Annotated in this window: 15 protein-coding genes; 4 read left to right on the top strand and 11 right to left on the bottom strand. The window is 53.9% G+C overall.

Going from position 1 to position 17,128, the window contains the following annotated elements; translation table 11 throughout:
• Positions 1–16: 16 nt before the first annotated feature.
• From uvrA to NK662_RS18995, 3 genes are all read right to left on the bottom strand, one after another.
• A complete protein-coding gene (uvrA, locus tag NK662_RS19005; RefSeq protein WP_254760531.1) occupies positions 17–2,881 on the bottom strand; it encodes an excinuclease ABC subunit UvrA in 2,865 nt (954 codons plus the stop codon).
• Between the two features lie 5 nt (positions 2,882–2,886).
• Positions 2,887–4,869 carry an excinuclease ABC subunit UvrB gene (uvrB, locus tag NK662_RS19000; protein WP_254760530.1) on the bottom strand — a complete coding sequence of 661 codons (1,983 nt, stop codon included), beginning with the start codon at positions 4,867–4,869 and terminating at the stop codon, positions 2,887–2,889.
• A gap of 285 nt (positions 4,870–5,154) precedes the next feature.
• Entirely contained in the window at positions 5,155–6,555 is a 1,401-nt protein-coding gene (locus NK662_RS18995) for a multicopper oxidase family protein (RefSeq protein WP_254760529.1), read from the bottom strand.
• A gap of 113 nt (positions 6,556–6,668) precedes the next feature.
• On the opposite strand from NK662_RS18995, the gene NK662_RS18990 reads away from it, so the two are divergent.
• The gene (locus NK662_RS18990) at positions 6,669–7,181 is read left to right on the top strand and encodes a GNAT family N-acetyltransferase (protein WP_254760528.1); all 513 of its coding nucleotides are present in this window, start codon (positions 6,669–6,671) and stop codon (positions 7,179–7,181) included.
• A 3-nt stretch (positions 7,182–7,184) separates the two neighbouring features.
• The gene (locus NK662_RS18985) at positions 7,185–7,526 is read left to right on the top strand and encodes a DUF3784 domain-containing protein (RefSeq protein ID WP_254760527.1); all 342 of its coding nucleotides are present in this window, start codon (positions 7,185–7,187) and stop codon (positions 7,524–7,526) included.
• Here the strand turns inward: NK662_RS18985 and NK662_RS18980 are convergent.
• From NK662_RS18980 to NK662_RS18955, 6 genes are all read right to left on the bottom strand, one after another.
• Positions 7,523–7,954, bottom strand: a complete 432-nt coding sequence (locus tag NK662_RS18980; RefSeq protein WP_254760526.1) for an NUDIX domain-containing protein — start codon at positions 7,952–7,954, stop codon at positions 7,523–7,525. The two genes, NK662_RS18985 and NK662_RS18980, sit on opposite strands and share 4 nt — an antisense overlap.
• 57 nt (positions 7,955–8,011) lie before the next feature.
• The gene (locus tag NK662_RS18975) at positions 8,012–8,323 is read right to left on the bottom strand and encodes a hypothetical protein (RefSeq protein ID WP_254760525.1); all 312 of its coding nucleotides are present in this window, start codon (positions 8,321–8,323) and stop codon (positions 8,012–8,014) included.
• Between the two features lie 134 nt (positions 8,324–8,457).
• Positions 8,458–9,435, bottom strand: coding sequence for a glycosyltransferase family 2 protein (locus tag NK662_RS18970; RefSeq protein WP_254760524.1), 978 nt, complete (start codon positions 9,433–9,435; stop codon positions 8,458–8,460).
• 363 nt (positions 9,436–9,798) lie between these two features.
• Positions 9,799–11,832: a glycosyltransferase family 39 protein gene (locus NK662_RS18965; protein WP_254760523.1), complete on the bottom strand. Its 2,034-nt coding sequence runs from the start codon at positions 11,830–11,832 to the stop codon at positions 9,799–9,801.
• Between the two features lie 297 nt (positions 11,833–12,129).
• Complete coding sequence (locus NK662_RS18960) at positions 12,130–13,569, bottom strand: sensor histidine kinase (protein ID WP_254760522.1); 1,440 nt, start codon at positions 13,567–13,569, stop codon at positions 12,130–12,132.
• On the bottom strand, positions 13,569–14,246 hold the full coding sequence (locus tag NK662_RS18955; RefSeq protein ID WP_438503642.1) for a response regulator transcription factor: 678 nt from the start codon (positions 14,244–14,246) through the stop codon (positions 13,569–13,571). Before NK662_RS18955 ends, NK662_RS18960 begins: the two co-directional genes overlap by 1 nt.
• 295 nt (positions 14,247–14,541) lie before the next feature.
• On the opposite strand from NK662_RS18955, the gene NK662_RS18950 reads away from it, so the two are divergent.
• Positions 14,542–15,153, top strand: coding sequence for a zinc dependent phospholipase C family protein (locus tag NK662_RS18950; protein WP_254760520.1), 612 nt, complete (start codon positions 14,542–14,544; stop codon positions 15,151–15,153).
• Positions 15,154–15,177: 24 nt separating this feature from the next.
• On the opposite strand, the gene NK662_RS18945 is transcribed toward NK662_RS18950, so the two are convergent.
• Together NK662_RS18945 and NK662_RS18940 are read right to left on the bottom strand one after the other, a co-directional pair.
• A complete protein-coding gene (locus NK662_RS18945; protein ID WP_254760519.1) occupies positions 15,178–15,315 on the bottom strand; it encodes a hypothetical protein in 138 nt (45 codons plus the stop codon).
• A gap of 450 nt (positions 15,316–15,765) precedes the next feature.
• Entirely contained in the window at positions 15,766–16,119 is a 354-nt protein-coding gene (locus NK662_RS18940; RefSeq protein ID WP_254760518.1) for a hypothetical protein, read from the bottom strand.
• Between the two features lie 241 nt (positions 16,120–16,360).
• Here NK662_RS18940 and NK662_RS18935 point away from each other — a divergent pair, with 241 nt between their 5' ends.
• A complete protein-coding gene (locus NK662_RS18935) occupies positions 16,361–16,795 on the top strand; it encodes a hypothetical protein (RefSeq protein WP_254760517.1) in 435 nt (144 codons plus the stop codon).
• The last annotated feature ends 333 nt before the right edge of the window (positions 16,796–17,128 follow it).

Raw genomic sequence — 17,128 nt, 5'->3', positions numbered from 1 at the left:
CCTGGAGCCCGGCTTCCTACTTTGCCAGCTCTGCCACCCGTTGCTGCATGCGCGCTTTGTCGCGCTCAAGCACGGTTTTCAGATACTTGGCGGTATACGATTTTTCTTCTTTCACAACCTCTTCCGGCGTGCCGGACGCAATGATTTGGCCGCCCTTAAAGCCGCCCTCCGGACCAAGGTCAATGATATAGTCGGCCGCCTTGATGACATCCAGGTTATGCTCAATGACCAGCACGGTATCTCCGTTGTCCACGAGGCGCTGCAGCACCTTCAGCAGGCGGGCAATGTCGTCCACATGCAAGCCGGTCGTCGGCTCATCCAGGATATACAGCGTCCGTCCGCTGGAGCGGCGGTGCAATTCGGAAGCAAGCTTCACACGCTGCGCTTCCCCTCCCGAAAGCGTTGTGGCCGGCTGGCCGAGCTGCATGTAATCGAGGCCGACATCCGCCAGCGTCTGCAGCTTGCGCCGGATTTTCGGGATATTTTCAAAGAAAGACAGTGCATCCTCAATCGTCATATCCAATACTTCCGAAATATTCTTGTCCTTATATCTTACTTCGAGTGTCTCGCGATTATAACGCTTGCCATGGCATACTTCACACGGCACATATACATCCGGCAGGAAATGCATCTCAATCTTGATGATGCCGTCGCCGCGGCAGGCTTCACAGCGGCCGCCCTTCACATTGAAGCTGAAGCGGCCCTTCTGATAGCCGCGCACCTTCGCTTCATTTGTCTGCGCGAATACATCGCGGATATCATCAAATACGCCTGTATAGGTCGCCGGATTGGATCGCGGCGTGCGGCCGATTGGCGACTGGTCGATGTCAATGACCTTATCCAGATGCTCCAGCCCCTTGATGTCACGGTGCGCGCCCGGCTTGCTTTTCGCATTATACAGCTTCTGGGCCACTGTTTTATACAGCACTTCGTTCACCAATGTGCTCTTGCCGGAGCCGGAGACACCGGTTACCGCCACAAAGGTGCCGAGCGGAAAGCTCATTTTGACATTCTTCAGGTTGTTCTCCTTCGCCCCGATGACCTCAATTTTGCGGCCGTCGCCCTTGCGGCGCTCCACAGGGACCGGAATGAACTTCTTGCCGGACAAATATTGCCCGGTGAGCGAGTTCTCATCGTTCATGACCTCCTCCGGCGTGCCGGCTGAGACCACCTCGCCGCCGTGGATGCCGGCGCCCGGACCGATATCAATGAGATAGTCCGCTGCCATCATGGTGTCCTCATCGTGCTCAACAACAATAAGCGTATTGCCAAGATCACGCATGTCCTGCAGCGTTTGAATGAGGCGGTCGTTGTCGCGCTGATGCAGGCCAATGGACGGCTCGTCCAGGATGTACAGCACCCCGGTCAGACGGGAGCCGATCTGCGTGGCCAGCCGGATGCGCTGCGCTTCGCCGCCGGACAGAGTTCCCGCCGCCCGGTTCAGCGTCAGATAATCGAGGCCGACATTAATCAGGAACGTCAGGCGCTCGCGGATTTCCCGCAAAATCATATTCGCAATGGTCCGCTGCTTCTCCGTCAGTGATACGGTATGGAAGAACTCATGTGCGTCCACGACAGACAGTTTCGTGACATCAGCAATCGTTTGGTCCCCTACAAACACAGCCAGCGATTCCGGCTTCAAGCGCGCCCCTTTGCATTTCGGGCACGGCTGCTCCGCCATATACTTTTCCATCTGTTCGCGGATATAGTCCGAGCTCGTTTCCCGGTAACGGCGGTCCACATTCGGGATGACGCCCTCAAACAGAATGTCGCCTTCCTTCAGCTGGCCGAAGTCGTTCACATAGCGGAAGTAGATGCGCTCATCGCCGCTTCCGTACAGCACCTTATCCAGCTGGTGCTTGGGCAGGTCCTTCACCGGCACATCCATATCAATGCCGTAATGGTTGCACAGCGCCTCCAGCATTTGCGGGTAATATTGCGAACTTGTCGGCTCCCACGGCGCCATCGCATGATTGCGGAGCGTCAAATCCGGATTCGGCACAACCAGCTCATAGTCCACCTCCAGCTTGGAGCCAAGACCGTCACAGGACGGGCAAGCGCCAAAGGGGCTGTTGAAGGAGAACATGCGCGGCTCCAGCTCTCCGATGGAAAAGCCGCAATGCGGGCAGGAATGGTGCTCGCTGAATAACAGCTCTTCTTCCCCCATCACATCGATGAGGACGCGGCCTTCGCCAAGGCGGAGCGCTGTCTCCAGAGAATCCGCCAGGCGGGAGGCAATGCCCTCCTTCACTACAATGCGGTCCACCACAACTTCAATATTGTGCTTCTTATTCTTATCCAGCTGGATATCATCGGACAGCTCGCGCATCTCGCCATCAATGCGGACACGGACATAGCCCTGCTTTTTAATATCATCCAGCGTCTTGACGTGCGTGCCTTTGCGCCCGGAAATGATCGGGGCGAGCACCTGCAGCTTCGTGCGCTCCGGATACTCCAAAATGCGGTCCACCATCTGCTCAACTGTCTGTGATGTAATCTCCACACCGTGGATCGGGCAGATTGGCGTGCCAACGCGCGCAAATAATAGACGGAGGTAATCATAAATCTCCGTCACCGTTCCAACTGTGGAACGCGGGTTGCGGCTCGTCGTCTTCTGGTCGATGGAAATGGCCGGAGACAATCCTTCAATCGTATCCACATCCGGTTTATCCATCTGGCCGAGAAACTGGCGGGCATATGCGGACAGCGATTCCACATAGCGGCGCTGCCCTTCCGCATAAATCGTATCAAATGCCAATGAGGACTTGCCGGAACCGGACAATCCCGTCACCACCACGAGCTGGTCCCGCGGAATGGTGACGTCAATATTTTTCAGGTTATGGGCACGCGCGCCCTTTACAATAATTTTATCATTCGCCATTCCTGTCACCCTTCTGCTTTTAGCTCTAGGAGAAGGTCGCGCAGCTCGGCGGCCCGTTCGAAGTCGAGCGCCCGTGCGGCTTCCTTCATTTCGATTTCGAGGCGCGCAATCATGTTCACGCGCTCTTCCTTGGACATCTTCTTCTTCGGCTGCTTGGCATCGTAAGCAGCCGTTTCCTCCGCTGCCTTCGTTGCGCTGATGATATCGCGGATTTCCTTGCGGATTGTCTTCGGCACAACCCCATGCTCGGCGTTATACGCCTCCTGTGTTTCACGGCGGCGCTTTGTTTCCGCAATCGCAATCTCCATGGAGTTCGTCATCCTGTCCGCATACATGATGACGCGGCCGTTTTCATTCCGCGCGGCGCGGCCGATGGTCTGGATCAGGGACCGCTCCGAGCGGAGGAAGCCTTCCTTGTCGGCATCCAAAATCGCCACCAGCGACACCTCCGGAATATCAAGCCCCTCCCGCAGCAGGTTGATCCCGATCAGCACGTCATATTTGCCGAGACGGAGGTCGCGGATGACCTCAATGCGCTCGAGTGTCTTGATCTCAGAGTGCAGATAGTTGACTTTAATGCCGATGTCCTTCAGATAATCAGTCAGGTCCTCGGACATTTTTTTCGTCAGCGTCGTAATCAGCACCCGCTCGTTGCGGGCCACACGGTCGTGAATCTCAGCAATGAGGTCATCAATCTGCCCTTCAATCGGGCGCACTTCTATAATTGGGTCCAGAAGGCCGGTCGGACGGATGATTTGCTCCACCACATCCGGCGCCTTTTCCATTTCGTATGGTCCAGGGGTGGCCGATACGTAGACAATTTGGTTCACCTTATCCTCAAACTCGCCGAACGTCAGCGGACGGTTGTCCATGGCCGACGGCAGGCGGAAGCCATGGTCCACCAGCACCTGCTTTCGTGCCTGGTCACCGTTGAACATTCCGCGGATTTGCGGCATCATCACGTGCGACTCATCCGCGACAATAAGGAAATCCTCCGGAAAATAATCGATCAGTGTGTACGGCGTGGAGCCCGGCGGACGCAGCGTCAGATGGCGGGAGTAGTTCTCGATGCCGGAGCAAAAGCCCATCTCGCGCATCATTTCGAGATCATAGCGGGTGCGCTGCTCCAATCGCTGTGCCTCTAAGAGCTTGCCGTTGTCGCGCATCTCCTTCAGCCGCTCTTCCAGCTCCTGTTCAATGTTCTGGATTGCAATCGTCATCTTCTCTTCGCGGGTGACGAAGTGGGAGGCTGGGAAGATGGCCACGTGGTCGCGCTCGGCCAGCACTTCGCCTGTCAGGGCATCCACCTCGCGGATGCGGTCAATTTCATCACCGAAGAATTCCACGCGGATGCAGTGCTCATCACGGGATGCCGGGAAAATCTCCACAACATCGCCGCGCACACGGAAGGTACCGCGCTGGAAGTCGATGTCGTTCCGGGCATACTGCACATCCACCAGCTGCCGCAGCAGCTCGTCCCGACCCTTTTCCATGCCGATGCGAAGCGATACAACGAGCTCCTGGTACTCCTCCGGCGAACCTAAGCCGTAGATGCAGGAGACGCTGGCCACCACGATGACATCACGGCGTTCAAACAAAGCGGACGTGGCCGAGTGGCGCAGCTTATCAATTTCATCGTTCGTCTTGGCATCCTTTTCAATATACGTATCCGTCTGCGGCACATAGGCCTCCGGCTGGTAATAATCGTAGTAGCTGACGAAGTACTCGACAGCGTTGTTTGGGAAAAAGTCCTTGAATTCACTGTACAGCTGGCCGGCAAGCGTCTTGTTGTGCGCGATGACAAGCGTGGGCTTGTTCACCTCTTTAATGACGTTCGAGATGGTGAACGTTTTGCCTGTCCCCGTCGCCCCAAGCAAGACCTGGTGCTTCTTGCCTTCCTGTATGCCCTGCACCAGCTGCTGAATCGCTCCTGGCTGGTCGCCCTGCGGCGAATAAGGCGATACTACTTCAAATAGCCGTTCGCTCATACTCTCTCCTCCCGAAAAATATATGGTAGCTTTATTGTATCATGAAGACATAGAAAAACTCCAAGAAAACGAACAGATATTCGCATTTTTCCTTCGACAAAACGAAAAGCGGAACCGGCTCGTTCAGCCCACCGAAGGGAGGTTCCGACCTCTACAAGGCGCTTTTTGCCTTTTATGCGGTTGGGTTCTCCCTGGCAGTGGGCTAGCCGGTGGAGCTGGACAAAACGAAAAGCGGAACCGGCTCATTCAGCCGGATAAATGCAAAAAGCAGAGGAACCGGCTCCTCTACTTCACCTCAAACTGCCCCATCATGCCGGCATCCTCATGCTCGAGTATATGGCAGTGGTACATGAATACACCGGGCTTGCGGAACCTGGCAATGGCCTCCACTCTCTCGTCCGGCCGCAGATGAATGGTATCCTTCCAACCGGTTTCGTTGGCCGGCGGCGGCCCGCCGTTTCGCGACAGCAGCTGGAACTGCACGCCGTGGGCATGGAACGGATGGCTCATGCTCATGCCGGCAGCGGATGGATTGCTGATTTCCCAAATCTCCACCGTGTTGAGCCCAACCCGCTCATCCATCCGGTTCATGTCCATCTGCTTGCCGTTGATGTTCACATATTTGCCCATGCCCCCAAAAACAAACTGCCGCCGCTTCACCGCTTTCTCCGGCTTCAGCCGCTCCGGTTCCACAAGAGACTCCGGCACTCCATAGGTTTCCTTGGCGTCCTTGCCCACCTTAAAGGTCATCAGCTTGTCCCCGCCATTTTGCAGAAAAAAGATATCTCCGGTGTGCAGGCTTCCGGCATCCACAAGCAATTCGGCCCGTTCTGCCGGAGACAGCTCCAGCTCCTTTACCTGCACCGGCTTTGGCAAAAAGCCGCCGTCTGAAGCAATTTGCCAGAAGAACTGCGCGTTGCTGAGCTTGATCGTATAGATACGGGCGTTCGCTCCGTTTAATACCCGAAGCCGCACCAGCCCCTTTGGAATCGTCAGCGTCGGTGCAACTGCCCCGTTCACCAGCTGGGTGCCGCCCATCTTGCCGTACATGATATCCGCATCTGTCAGCTTGTACGGCATTTGTCCGTCCTCTGTCAGCATCCGGTCCTGCAGCACGAGCGGAAAATCATCCTCGCCGTAGGTACGCGGAATTGCCAGCTTCGTTGATTCATCGTCCTCAATATAGATCAGTCCGGCCAATCCCTTGTACACCTGCTTGCCGGTTTCGTGCATGAGATGCGGATGAAACCAGGCGGTGGCCGCCGGCTGGTCCACCTTGAACTGCGCCTGCCAGGATGTGCCGTCGGCAATTTTGCCGTACACGCCGCCGTCCGCCGAACCCGGCACCTCCAGGCCATGCCAATGCACAGTCGTCGCTTCGCCCAGCTGATTGTTCACCTTGACTGTCACCTCGTCTCCCTTTTTCATCCGAAGCACAGGCCCAAGAAATGCCCCGTTGTAGCCGGCTGTTTCCGCCTGCTTGCCGCGGATGAATTCTGTATGCCCGGTCCGGGCTGTAATGGTATACGCTGTTATGCCTTCACTTGTATTCTGATCCTTCAGCAGCGGCGGCAGCGGCAATGCCTGCTCCTTCGCCCCGGCCCGAAACGCAAATTGGCTGACAAGCAGTGCTATGATAAAAGCGATCATGGCTGACAAGATCAGCCATTTCGTTCTCCCCTGCATGCGTTCCCCTCATTTCCAGTGTGATACTTCTAGTATGCATGTAATATTTTGCTTCTATGAAAAGGAGAGCTTGTTGTATGATAAGTATATATTTTCCATATGGAGGAAACAGGATGCTTACACTACAGCCCGCAGACGAAGCCGTACTTGAAGAACTGACGAACATGTATGACCGCTGCAAGGCGCATTTATTGGCAAATGGCATTTTTCAATGGGACGATTCGTACCCGAACCGGGAGTTCATCTCCTTTTATCTGGAAGAAAAGGATTTATATACGCTGTGTGATGGGGAGATCTTGCTGGGGGCTGTTGTGCTGAACGAATGGCAGTCGCCGCAGTATAAAGGAATTATATGGGAGCATGAGGACGGGCCGGTTCTCTGCATCCATATGCTGGCGCTTGATCCGCTGCATCAGGGCAAAGGCTATGGCCAGGCGGCGCTGCTCGCGTTGGAGGATTGGGCGCGGGAAAAAGGATACAAGTCCATCCGCCTCGATGCATTTTCCCAAAACCGGGCTGCCGTCCGGCTATACGAGAAAAATGGCTATGAGGACCGGGGCGCTGTCTACTTCGACAGCAAGCCGGTGCCGTATAACTGGTATGGGTGCTATGAAAAGCAGCTGTAGTCTATGAAAGGATTGATGGGGATGGAAGCAGCCGGTCTGCTTGTCGCAGTACCGTTCTTGATTTTGGCGATTGTCCTGTCAAAGGGAAAAGGCGCTGCCTTGCTGGCAGGCTATAACACGATGTCTGACAAGGAAAAGGCGCAGTATGATGAAGCAGCCTTGTGCAAATTCATGGGGAAAATCATGTATGGCATCAGCTTCTGCATCCTGCTGATGGGGACCAGCGAGCTGCTGGGGCAGCCGATCCTGTTGTTTGCAGGCGTGGGGCTGCTCCTTGGACTCGTTCTGTTTGCCATTGTGTATGCCAATACGGGCAACAGGTTCAAAAAAAGAGAGCAGGATTAACCCTGCTCCACTGCCTGCCGCACAGCCCATGCCTGATTCTCATGCGCCAGCATTTCGATGGCCTGCAGGATCGGCACCCAGCGCAGGACATGGTCATCCTCCACCGGCTCCTGCACTTTACGCATAAAATCCGCAGTAAAAAAGTGTCCGTCGTTGGCGATATGGACGTCCCGGGCCTGCGTATAGAAATACTGCCGGGCCGCTCCTATGTATCCTTGAATTCTGATTTCCCAGCCCAGCTCCTCCAGCAGCTCGCGGTGCAAGCATTCCTCTGCCGTCTCGCCCGCTTCAATCCCGCCGCCGGGCAGGAACCAGCCGCGCTTTGCATGCACAATGGCGAGTTCTCCCTTGTCATTCACAATAATGCCGTATGCCGCCTGCCGATTGCGCCGCGGCACATCAGTGGCTTCGCAGCCAAACTCCCTCATGCCAACACCTCCTGAAATGGAAAAAAGGAGCATCCGCCCCTTTTTTCACTGTATCATTTATCCGTCGATTCCGTCACGGAAATACTTGGCCCAATGCTTATCGCCCAAATGCTCATAATCCTGCGCTGTCTGCTCCAGCACTGCCAGCAGCAGCCGCTTTGTCTCGCGGATATTTGCTTCATATTCTCGTTCGGCTTTCCCATCAATTTTGGCGCCATGCAGCGCCAGCTGCGCATTCTCTCTTTGATGCAGCTCCAGCTTCACATCCAAGGCCGTGAACACGTGCTCCACATACTTCACGATGTCCTTATGCTCCCGGCCCAGACGGCTCTTGAACAGCTCCAGCTTCTCGTTCATGGTTATGCTCATGTCTCTCTCTCCCTGTGGTTCACCTGTCAATCAGGTGTAAGGAGAGTATAGCATGCAGACTTTGCCGCACACAGCTTTTTTACAGAATTTAGGAGACGATTTCACCAGCTTCTCGGGAGCCAATTGTCACATCCTCATTCCGCCTGCCGGGAAACCACTTTCAGCTCTTGCTGCACCGCTTGCGGATCATTTCGAAGCAGATACAGCGGCCGGTCCTTTGTCTCATCATAAATTCTGCCGATATACTCGCCGATGACGCCAAGCAGAATCAGAATGACGCCGTTCAACAGCAGCACGCAGGCAATGAGCGACGTCCAGCCTGCCACAACGCTGTGTGATGTAAATAAGCGCTGAAACAGCGATACGAGCAAATAGAGGAAGCTGGAGAAGGAAATGAAAAAGCCCAAGTACGATGCCAGCTTCAATGGCTTATAGGAAAACGAGGTGATGCCGTCCATGGAGAAGCGCAGCATTTTCTTCAGCGGATACTTCGTCTCTCCGGCAAACCGTTCATCGCGCACATACTCAATCGCTGTCTGCCGGAAGCCCACCCAGCTGACAAGGCCGCGCACAAAGCGGTTCTTCTCGCGGATGCTGCGCATTGCCTCGCAAACGCGGCGGTCCATTAAGCGGAAATCTCCTGTGTCCATGGGAATATCAATTTCTGTAATAGCGTGCAGCGTGCGATAGAACAAGGCCGCGCTCCATTTCTTAAACAGCGTCTCCCCTTTGCGCTTGGCGCGCTTGGCGTATACAACCTCATAGCCCTCCCGCCACTTCGCAATCATGTCCGGAATCAGCTCCGGCGGATCCTGCAAATCCGCATCAATGATAATGACCGCATCACCGCGCGCATAATCCATGCCTGCTGTAATCGCAATTTGATGGCCGAAATTACGGGAGAAGTCCAGCAGCTTCACACGATGATCGCGCTTTGCCATTCCTTCTACAAGCTCCCCGGTGCGGTCCCGGCTGCCATCGTTCACAAATAGCAGTTCATATGCTTCTCCAAGCTGCTCCATGACTTCGGTAAGGCGGCGGTACGTCTCCCTCACAACCGCCTCCTCGTTGTAAACCGGTATGATGATGGAATATTGAATGGATTGACTCATGTTTCTATCCTCCTGACCGACTGGTTTGATTTCCTGTCCGTTTCTGATGAACTCATCATATCCAATCAAGCTGAACTGCACCTTAAGGGAAACTGAGGAGTTCTTGAGGAATCGCTGAACGTTTGCTGAAAAGAAAAGCGGAGGGGACTCGCCCGGCCGGCATAGTCCGGCCTATTTTCTTGCAATTCCATGCAGTCTCCGGCAGTCACGCTGCTTTTCCCACAAATCAAAGTGTGCTTCCTACAATTCATCTTGTGTTTCCTACAATTCATTCTGTGTTTCCTGCAATCCGCCGCCTTCTTCCTGCAATTGCATGCCGCAAAAAAAGAGGACCCGATTCTGTGGGTCCCCCTTGCATGCTGCTTATTGGTTGATTTCGTACAATGCGCTAGAGCCGCCCATGCCCGGATTACCGGCATTTGTATCCGCGGAGCTTCCCTGCCATTCGGACGTCGGAATCTCCTTGCTGTGCTTGCGGATCCACTCATATACCTCGGAATTGCCGGAGCCGCCCATGCCGCTGCTTCCGCTGGATGGAATGAGGAAGTACTTAATCTCCTTGTTTTTCACCAGTTGCTGCAGCTTATCAACTGTCAGCGCAGGGTCCGAGCCGGAGAAGCCGCCCATCGCCATGACCGCTTTGCCTGTTTCAATGATATAAGAGGCCGCATCATTTGCTCTTGTTGTCGCAAACAAATACTTCTCGCCTGTATTATTTTTGGTTACATAGGAAAGCAAGGCTTGGTTGACACCCTGATCCATATTGCCCATTTTCATGCTGCCTTGGGTATTTTCCGGCATATTCGGCATGCCGCCCGGTCCATTTTCACCAAAGGAAGGAGGCCCGCCCTGCGGCATGTTGCCGCCGGGTCCGCCCATGCCATGCGAGCCGCCTGGTCCTGCCTGTGGAATGGATGTATTGTCCCCGTAAACAATTGGCGTGAAGGACCAGTATGCGGGCCCAATCAACAAAGTGAGTATGCCTGCAAGCGGCAGCCACTTGTACTTGGCACGGGTAAAGAACAGCGCCAGTGCTGTGCCGATTCCGGCAACGCCGACTGCAACCAGCCAGCCCATGCCGATTGTGCTGTTGTATGGCTGTATGATGTACAGCTGAAATGCTGTTGTAACCAGCACTGCTGCCGGCAGCAGATAAGACTTCCAGCCCTCTTGCGCCCGGTGCGCATTCCAAAGCTCGGTTGCGCCTGCGCCGAACAGCGCTCCCAATGCCGGCGCAAGCATCACTAGATAATAATGGTGGAAGAAGCCCGCCACGCTGAAGAATGCCGCGATCGGCAGCAGCCAGGCCAGCCAGAACACCGTTTCCACTTCTTTGCTTGTCAACGTTTTACGGAAGCGGACACCAGCCAACAGGATGACACTTCCGAAAGCAACGAACGGAAGCAGCCAGCTTGCCTGTCCGGATAATTCTGTTTGGAACAAGCGGAGCGGGCCGGGAGTTCCTGTGCCGAACATACCGCTTGCGCTTTGACCGCCGCCTGGAGCTCCATTCGGCGGATTGCCCCCAGGCTGTTGCCCATCAGGTGTGCCACCGCTTGGCGGAGATGCTTGGGACTTGGTTGCGCTGCTTTGGCCGCCGACTGTGTTTTGCCCGGTCAGGCGGGACAAGCCGTTATAGCCAAATGCCAGCTCCAGCACGGAGTTGGTTGAGCTGCTTCCGATATACGGACGCTCGCTGGCCGGGATGCTGTCCACAACCACCGCCCAGGATAAGGCCACACCAAACATCAACACAGTGGATGCAACCAGACCCATCACTTTCTTTTTCAAGCCTGTTTGGAAAGCAAGCAGATAGAACAGGTAAAATGCCGGCGCCACCATGAAGGCCTGCAGCATTTTCATATTGAAGCCGACCCCAATCATCGCAAAAGCGCCCAGCACCCAGCCAAGCTTCTGCTGCTTTGCGCCACGAAACAGCATCCACGCGCCAAGCAGCAGCGTGAACACAAGCATCGCATCAATGTTGTTGGTCCGGCTGACCGCAACCGCAATCGGCGTCAGTGCAACCCCAAGGCTCGCAAGCCGGGCCGCCGTTTGTCCGAAGGTTGGTTTGACCATCGCGTATACAAGCAGGACTGAGCCAACGCCGGCCAATGCCTGCGGCAGAATGACACTCCAGCCATGCACCCCAAGGACTGTCGCAAATACGGTCTGAATCCAGAATGCCACCGGCGGCTTATCCACTGTAATAAAGCCCACCGGGTCCAATGATGCATAAAAGAAGCTGTGGAAATTCTGCAGCATGCTTGTGACTGCTGCTGTGTAATAAGAGTTGGCGCTGCCGCTGTTCCAGATATGAAATAGGTTCAGGAATGCCGCCAGCACCGTAATGCCCGCCAGCACACCGTCAAACCGTCTGCCTTGCTTCGTCTCCATCTCGTTCTCCCCCTCGTTGTATGAGTTCGTTTCATTTTTTATTCATACCTGCATCATACACAGCAAAGCTGAGGCCAACCTTAAGGGAAACTGAGGAGTTCTTGAGGGATTGCTGAACGTTTGCTGAAAAGAAAAGCGGAAGCAGCCCGATTAGCCATCCGAAGGGAACAGTTCTGGCACGCAAAGGCGGTCTCTGCCTTTGTCGGGCCAGGTTCTTCCCTGGCAGATGGCTGGCTGCAGCAGCTGGACACCAAAAAAAGCAGAAGCAGCCCAAAATAAACAGATGGCGCGAATGCCCTATAGAGCCTCCGCGCCATCTCCTTCAGCCGGCAGCCGGATGAAAAAACGGCTGCCTCTTCCTTCTTCACTTTCCACGTGGATCGTTCCGCCGTGTGCAGCAACGATTGCTTTTGTAATCGACAAACCAAGACCCGCTCCCCCGTACGTGCGTGTACGGGAGGAATCGCTTCTGTAAAAGCGGTCAAAAATATGCCCGGCATGCTCCTTGCTGATGCCCGCTCCGTTATCCTCCACTGCGAGCTCCACCTGCCCTGCCTTCTGCTGAAGCTGCACCCGGATATGTCCTTCCACGGGATCTGTATGCTGCACCGCGTTGTAGAACAGGTTGAGCACAACCTGCTTCAGCTTATCTGCATCGTACCGGCAGCTGACCGGCTGCAGCTGCGGCTCCAGCTGCCGGTCCCCGGCCAATATCCGAAGCTGCGGCTCCATGGCGCGGAGCAGCTCATCCAGCTTTCCATCCGACAGCTGGATTTCCGGCGTTTGCTCCAGTCTCGCCAGCAGCAGCAAATCATTCACGAGCTTATTGAGGCGGGCGGACTCGCTTTTCATACTCGTCAACGCGCGTTCGAGCTGCTCGGGCTTGCGGGCGGCGCCGCGCAGCAAAATGTCCAGAAATCCATTGATGGATGTGAGCGGTGTCCGCAGCTCATGCGAAGCATCTGCCACAAATCGCCGCATCTGCTCCTTCGTTTCCTGTTCTATCCTAAACGAAGTCTCCAGGCGCTCCAGCATCCCGTTAAAGGAAGCCGCCAGCCTGTCGATCTCCTTCTGCCCCTGCCGCACAGGGAAGCGGGTATCCAAATTGCCGGCATCAATTTGCTCAGCCGTTTCCACCATTGTCGAGAGCGGCACCAGCGTCCGGCGCAGCACCGGCAAATAGCACAGCAAGCCGACCAGCATGGCCAGCACAGCAAGCCCGACAAAAATCGCCAGCTGGCCCAGCAGCAAATCCTGAAGCGGCGCTGTAGGGGTGCTGATTTGTATGAGCCCCTGCAGCTTGCCCTCTCTTCCCATCACCGGCTGCAGGACAACCATTTGCGAGGTGCCATCTTTATCCTCGACCACCTGGTAATGCAGGCTTGGCCGCTGCTGCAGCGCCTGCATGTACTGCTCCTTGGAAAGCTGCGGCGGCTTTGCTCCCTGACCGGAGGACAGCGCAGTGAACGTTCCATCCCAATCAATGAAAGCAAAGCCGTCATCCGGTGCCAGAAACAGCGGCGGCCTGTCCCTGCCGCCCCGCTCCCAAATATCCGGCGGCAGCGCCATCGCCTGGCTTTGCAGGCTGGCGGCTTTGCTTTTATATACAACATCCTTCATGAGCACATACTGCAGGACGCCGACAAGCAACAGCAATGCGGCGAGTACAAGCAGCGTGCGCGACAATAGCTTCACCCGGAGCGAACCGTCGGCCAGCCGCTCTTTCCAGCGCTTCATCATGCCTCTACCCGATAGCCGGCACCGCGCACTGTTTTAATATATTGCCGTTCTTTATCGCCGATTTTATCGCGCAGCGACCGGATATACACCTCCACAATATTTTCATCGCCGCCGAAATCATAGCCCCATACCTTATCCAAAATGACGGCCTTGCTCAGCACCATGCCATGATTCAGCAGCAGGAAGTGAAGCAGGCTGTATTCCGTCGGCGACAGCTCCAGCATCCGGCCCTGAAACTTAATTTCCTTCCGCCGGTCATCCACCTGGAATGGGCCCATAACCACTTCGCCGAACAGATTGGGAAACTGATTGCGGATGCGGGCATAGATGCGGGCCAGCAGCTCCTCGAAGCTGAACGGCTTAATGACGTAATCATCAGCGCCCAGCGTCAGCCCCTTCACCCGGTCCTCCACCTCATCCTTCGCTGTCAGCATAATGACGGCAACATTTTCTGTTTTCTTCAGCATCCGGCATACCTCAAAGCCGTCCATTCCCGGCATCATCACATCCAAAATGGCCACATGCGGCTGAAACTCCTTGGCGGCTGCCATCGCCGACATGCCGTCAGCTGCCGTCCGCACCTCAAAGCCTTCATTCTCCAGGCCAAACTCCAAAAATTGCACAATATGCGGCTCATCATCCACCACCAATATTCGAAAGCCATGCAGCTGCATGCCCATCCCTCCGATTCCTTCATCTCTGTCTCATTATGCACCACTTTGCTTAAATCGTGCTGAAGAAAAACTGAAGATTTGTTGAAAATAAGCCTGCTTGGGTGATTTCGGGAATTCCAATGAGGGAATTGCTCCAAAGCAATCTGTATAGCGAATCAATTACATAAGAGTTAATATATAACTATGAATCTTATAACTGAGCTTCCTTACCGATTGAATAGTAAGAGAAATAATCAGGCTTTTCCGCCGATTTTACGCACAAAAACAGCCATACATACTAAAGGAGAGAAACAAGATGGGCTCCCGAATCATGCATCTGATTATCGCCAGGCACATTGCCAACCGCTTCCCGACAGCGGACAGAAATGCATTCTTGCTGGGAGGAATTGCACCGGATGCCGTGTCCCCGAAGAATCTGTCCCACTTCTACAGCGGTGCTGAAACAGACTATTCACGAAGCATTGCCTATGGACAATTTGCCCGCAAGTACAGCCATTACCGGAACCATCCGTTTATTTTAGGCTACTGCACCCATCTCATTGCCGATGACATTTGGCTGAAGGGCTTCTATTTGCCCTGGCTGAAAAACCGGATGGAGGCCGACCCCGGCATATTTGAACGCTACCATGCTGATTTCCGGCTGCTGAATGCAAAACTGCTGCAGCACTATGGCTGCAAGAAGGAATTGATGAAAGACCTGCGCTGTGCCGGTGAAATGGTGGAGCTGGAGGAAGTGACAGCTGAGGATGTAGGACGCTTGCTTCCTTATGTACAGAAGGATATGGAATTTGATGAGGAGGACTTGAGGAAGCCGCTGCGTGTGTTCACGCTGGAGCAAATCATAGGCTATATAGAAACGGCCGCAGATCAGGGATTCATGTATTTGCAATCGAAAGGCCTCTGCTAGCTTCAGAGGCCTCTCCCCTCCTTGTCACTTTGGGGCGAAAGTGAACAGGTAAAATAACCAGCCAAATGCAGCCAGCACAGCCAGAATAACCAGCGTGATGATGATATTTAATCCTTTCTCTGATTTCTTGCCTCTTGTTTTCTCTTCCCCTTGCATTTCCATTCTATCTCTCCCATTCTATCTTTCGTAGTTCAGGAATCAGCAAATCATGTATACGTAAAGCTGATACAATATACAAATCCCCTTTTACACACCCCGCGGCAAGGTTTGCTGCTGATTGAGCCCCGCATATTTTGATATGCATTTTCTTAATTCTTTATCAAGTAAGTAAATCCTTCATAATATGAAATAATTGACGGCCTAGCCGAAATCTTTATAGGGGGAAATATAGGAGCATTCAATATGTAGTGTAGAGTGAAGGAACGGAAATGCAGTCATGCAAGCAGAGAAGATGATGCCCCGGGCAGCCAGGATATAGGGCGCAAAGGAAGCCATCCGGCTTACCTTGCGCCTGGCTGCAGGAGCACTCGTGCTGCTCCCCTTGACATGCCGATGATGCTTTATGCTTTGCAGGTTAGACCCCATAGATTGTAACAGACTTTCTGTGCAGATTTATGATAGCGGGTCATCGATGGACTTCATAGCGGCGGCAGCATCCATCTGCGCCTGCTGTACATTCTGTTGGGCCGCCCGAACATCTGCTTGTTCTTTACGTACCTTCTCCTGCGCCTGCAGCAGCTGGTGTGTCTCCACCTGCATCATCTGCTCAGCCTGCAGCAGCTCCTGGCTTTCCAGCTGCAGCTGCTGGTGGGCTTGCTGCACAGCCATTTGTGCCTGCTGGAGCCGTTGGCTTTGCTGAGAAGTTGCATTCTTCATGCTTTGCAATTGCTGCTCCGCTGCGCGAACACTTTGAATCGCCTGCTGCAGCTGCTGGTGTTGGCTTTGTTGTTGATTCTGTTGCATCATCAAGGTAACCTCCCATATGAAATATGTCGGGATTTACACTCCCGGTCATTAGTGTTTACATATTCGCTTTTTTCTACTACTTCCAACGGCAAGATCCCGCTTTTATATTTCATGCTTTGCGACGCTGAACAAAACAGGCTTCACTTGGCTTTATATAAGTAAAATTCCGGTATATAAAGAAGCTTTATGCGCAAGATAAGGCAGAACCCAAAAAAATTATTACAAGCTGGAGGTTAATTTCATGACACAATCCAATGAACAACAACAGCTCGCGAAAATTACGCAAGAGCTTCAACAAGCAGAGTTGCAGCTGCAAAGTGTACAGCAAACAAATCCGCAAATGAATCAAATGCTGCAGCAAGCACAGCAAACCATTCAGCAGGCACAACAGTACCTGCAATCTGAAAGCATGCGGCTGGAGCAGGAAAGAGTGCAAACAGAAGCGAAGCTGCAGCAAATTCAGCAGTCCCAGCAGATCATCCAGGCTACGCAACAGCAGCTCCAGCAGGCTCAAGGCATGCAGGCTATGCAAGGTATGCAGGCTATACAGGGAGGTATGCAGGCCATACAAGGAGGTATGCAAGCCATGCAAGGCATGCAATCCCAAGGTACGCAAGGCATGCAGTCTCAGGGCACCCAAGACATGCAATGCCAGGGGACAGAAGAAGATTTCTAAGCATCGCACCTTACGCAAAAGGAGTTGTCACAACAGACAACTCCTTTTGCTTTTTATGTTCAGTGGTGATTTATCGCTTATGCCGTTTCCGGGAAGCCCGTCTATTATGGATATTTTCCTTATTTACAGGGTACATTGCGCGGGCTGGACAGGTTCCTCTCAGGAATTGTCTCACTTTTTGACTTTTTTGTTCCAATGCCGGGAATTTGATGGTTATAATTGTTCCATTTCTCCCTGTTTTGTTCCACTACACAGTGTATTGTTTCATCACATGACCACACGAAAAAAGACCAGCCATCATGGCTGGTCCTCTCTGTTGCCTAGCGACGTCCT

The organism is Ectobacillus ponti, from assembly GCF_024294785.1.
Taxonomy (GTDB): domain Bacteria; phylum Bacillota; class Bacilli; order Bacillales; family Bacillaceae_G; genus Ectobacillus; species Ectobacillus ponti.
The sequence above is the reverse complement of the archived record's forward strand: the minus strand, read 5'-3'. Positions and strand labels throughout refer to the sequence as shown.

Coding starts and splice junctions, on each gene's coding strand:
- NK662_RS18950 (WP_254760520.1), top strand. CDS start 14,542: ATGGGCTCCCGAATCATGCATCTGATTATCGCCAGGCACATTGCCAAC.
- NK662_RS18980 (WP_254760526.1), bottom strand. CDS start 7,954: ATGAGGGAGTTTGGCTGCGAAGCCACTGATGTGCCGCGGCGCAATCGG.
- NK662_RS18990 (WP_254760528.1), top strand. CDS start 6,669: ATGCTTACACTACAGCCCGCAGACGAAGCCGTACTTGAAGAACTGACG.
- NK662_RS18970 (WP_254760524.1), bottom strand. CDS start 9,435: ATGAGTCAATCCATTCAATATTCCATCATCATACCGGTTTACAACGAG.
- uvrB (WP_254760530.1), bottom strand. CDS start 4,869: ATGAGCGAACGGCTATTTGAAGTAGTATCGCCTTATTCGCCGCAGGGC.
- NK662_RS18935 (WP_254760517.1), top strand. CDS start 16,361: ATGACACAATCCAATGAACAACAACAGCTCGCGAAAATTACGCAAGAG.
- NK662_RS18940 (WP_254760518.1), bottom strand. CDS start 16,119: ATGATGCAACAGAATCAACAACAAAGCCAACACCAGCAGCTGCAGCAG.
- NK662_RS18985 (WP_254760527.1), top strand. CDS start 7,185: ATGAAAGGATTGATGGGGATGGAAGCAGCCGGTCTGCTTGTCGCAGTA.
- NK662_RS18960 (WP_254760522.1), bottom strand. CDS start 13,569: ATGAAGCGCTGGAAAGAGCGGCTGGCCGACGGTTCGCTCCGGGTGAAG.
- NK662_RS18975 (WP_254760525.1), bottom strand. CDS start 8,323: ATGAGCATAACCATGAACGAGAAGCTGGAGCTGTTCAAGAGCCGTCTG.
- uvrA (WP_254760531.1), bottom strand. CDS start 2,881: ATGGCGAATGATAAAATTATTGTAAAGGGCGCGCGTGCCCATAACCTG.
- NK662_RS18965 (WP_254760523.1), bottom strand. CDS start 11,832: ATGGAGACGAAGCAAGGCAGACGGTTTGACGGTGTGCTGGCGGGCATT.
- NK662_RS18955 (WP_438503642.1), bottom strand. CDS start 14,246: ATGCAGCTGCATGGCTTTCGAATATTGGTGGTGGATGATGAGCCGCAT.
- NK662_RS18995 (WP_254760529.1), bottom strand. CDS start 6,555: ATGCAGGGGAGAACGAAATGGCTGATCTTGTCAGCCATGATCGCTTTT.
- NK662_RS18945 (WP_254760519.1), bottom strand. CDS start 15,315: ATGGAAATGCAAGGGGAAGAGAAAACAAGAGGCAAGAAATCAGAGAAA.